Below are 1809 nucleotides of genomic sequence, written 5' to 3'. Positions count from 1 at the left end.
GCATTGTGATTTAGCTGCATAAGTTGAGGCGACATCTACCTTGAAAGTTACCGATTTGATGCCTCTTATAGCCATTCTAAGGCACTCTATAACCAGCCTACCCATTCGCACCACCCATGTAGAGAAAACCCCTCAGAACGGCTCTATGGAACTCTCAAGGGCACTCTCTGTGCTCTCTTAGGAACTTAGGTAATTCTATAGATTCTATAGCCTCCCTTAACTGCTCTTCAGACATGCCTTTACTATACAGGCCATATGACATTGATACCTTTCTCTCATGCCCCAATATCAAGGTAGCCGTACTCTCTAACACACCAGCCCTCTCTAAGGCAGTCGCCATGTGTACTCTAAGGGAATGGAAAGATTTAGTTCTGCTGCTGCTACTGCTACTACTGCTATCAGCTATGACCTTACTCTTAACCCTACCGAACCATTTAGACAGGCTATGGCTCCATTTACCTTTGAGAGGTTTAAGATCCCCTTCAAACAGGTACTCATGGCCTTTGCTCTGCTGGACATTTAGCCAAGCTCCAAGCTCCTCACTGACACTAGAATGAACAGGAACTATCCTCTCTGCTGCCTTAGTCTTACCGTCCCTGATGTGAAGTGTTATCTCCCCTGTTACAGCTACAGTTACATCTTTAATCTTCAGACTACACAGCTCCTCTATCCTTGCCCCTGTGACCAGACCTAATAGAGGGACTAACCGCCTTGCTCCAAGTGGCTCTTTAAGTACTGTCCCAAGGAATATATCCTTCAACTCTGAGTCACTGAATAGCTGGTATGACTGTGTATCCTTGGTTGATATAGAATGCCCAGAGAAAGGGTTAGTGCTGGTGCTGGTGGATGTTATTTCTTCCATATCATATGCCCGCTTCCAGATACCCATGAGAGCCGACATGTAGTTCTTCTTGGTCTTCCCACTGAGGTTAGAGCCTCCCTCAATCTTGCCACTGATGAACTCATCTAACCACCGCCTTACTGACTTACGCCTTATCTCAGTTAAAGGTATATCACTCTTATCTAGATACTTCAGTAGAGAGGAGACTGCTAGATCCGCTTTGCCTAAGTCCTTGACACTCTTTAAGGTGGAGCTTTTGAACTTCTTATAGTCGGCTAAAGCTTCCTTAAGGGAGTAACCGTATTCAGGGTACTTAGTGCCGTCGATGACTGTTCTATAGGCTTGGACTACAGGCTCTCCATGTTTGTCATACAGACTCTCTATATCCAAGTGCTCCAGACTACTATCCTCCTCTTTGTGACCTTTGATCCTACTTAACCAAGCTTTGTATGAAGCCTTAATATCATTAGAACCACTAATACCATTAGAACCACTAATACCATTAGAGCCACTAATACCATTAGAACCACCAGTAGCTCCTACAGCAAGCCTTAGCTCCTCTTCCAGCCAGTCTACTAGATCAGCTCTAAGCTTCTTAGCTAGATGTAGGTCACTGGTTTGTAGTGATCTGATAAAGAACTCAGAGCCATTAGATAGGTGTCTGATTGGCTTGGGTACTCTTTTCTTGAATACCCATGTGTTGTAGTTCAGAGATAGATATCTAGTATCGTTCAAGGTCATAGCAAGGTACTAATGTGACATGGTTTGTGACACGGTACTACGGTCTACAGCCCTTTATCTATAGGCACTTAGGCTTAGAGAGTAGGTATCTACAGTGTCCCTGTCCCTCCGCCACTTCTCAAAGTGCAGTAACATCCTCGGGGTTCAGCTGGTAAAAATCGGGTTGTTGCCATGTTCGTTGCTGCACTTTCAAACCTCTTTAGGTGGGTTGGCTGAGCGGTTGAAAG

The 1809-nt window shown here is 44.9% G+C and carries 1 protein-coding gene; it reads right to left on the bottom strand.

Going from position 1 to position 1809, the window contains the following annotated elements:
- Positions 1-154 precede the first annotated feature (154 nt).
- Positions 155-1582: a tyrosine-type recombinase/integrase gene (locus tag KDK19_RS21135; RefSeq protein WP_257292881.1), complete on the bottom strand. Its 1428-nt coding sequence runs from the start codon at positions 1580-1582 to the stop codon at positions 155-157.
- Between the last annotated feature and the right edge of the window lie 227 nt (positions 1583-1809).

The sequence above is a fragment of the Endozoicomonas sp. ONNA1 genome (assembly GCF_024606325.1).
Taxonomy (GTDB): domain Bacteria; phylum Pseudomonadota; class Gammaproteobacteria; order Pseudomonadales; family Endozoicomonadaceae; genus Endozoicomonas_A.
The sequence above is the reverse complement of the archived record's forward strand: the minus strand, read 5'-3'. Positions and strand labels throughout refer to the sequence as shown.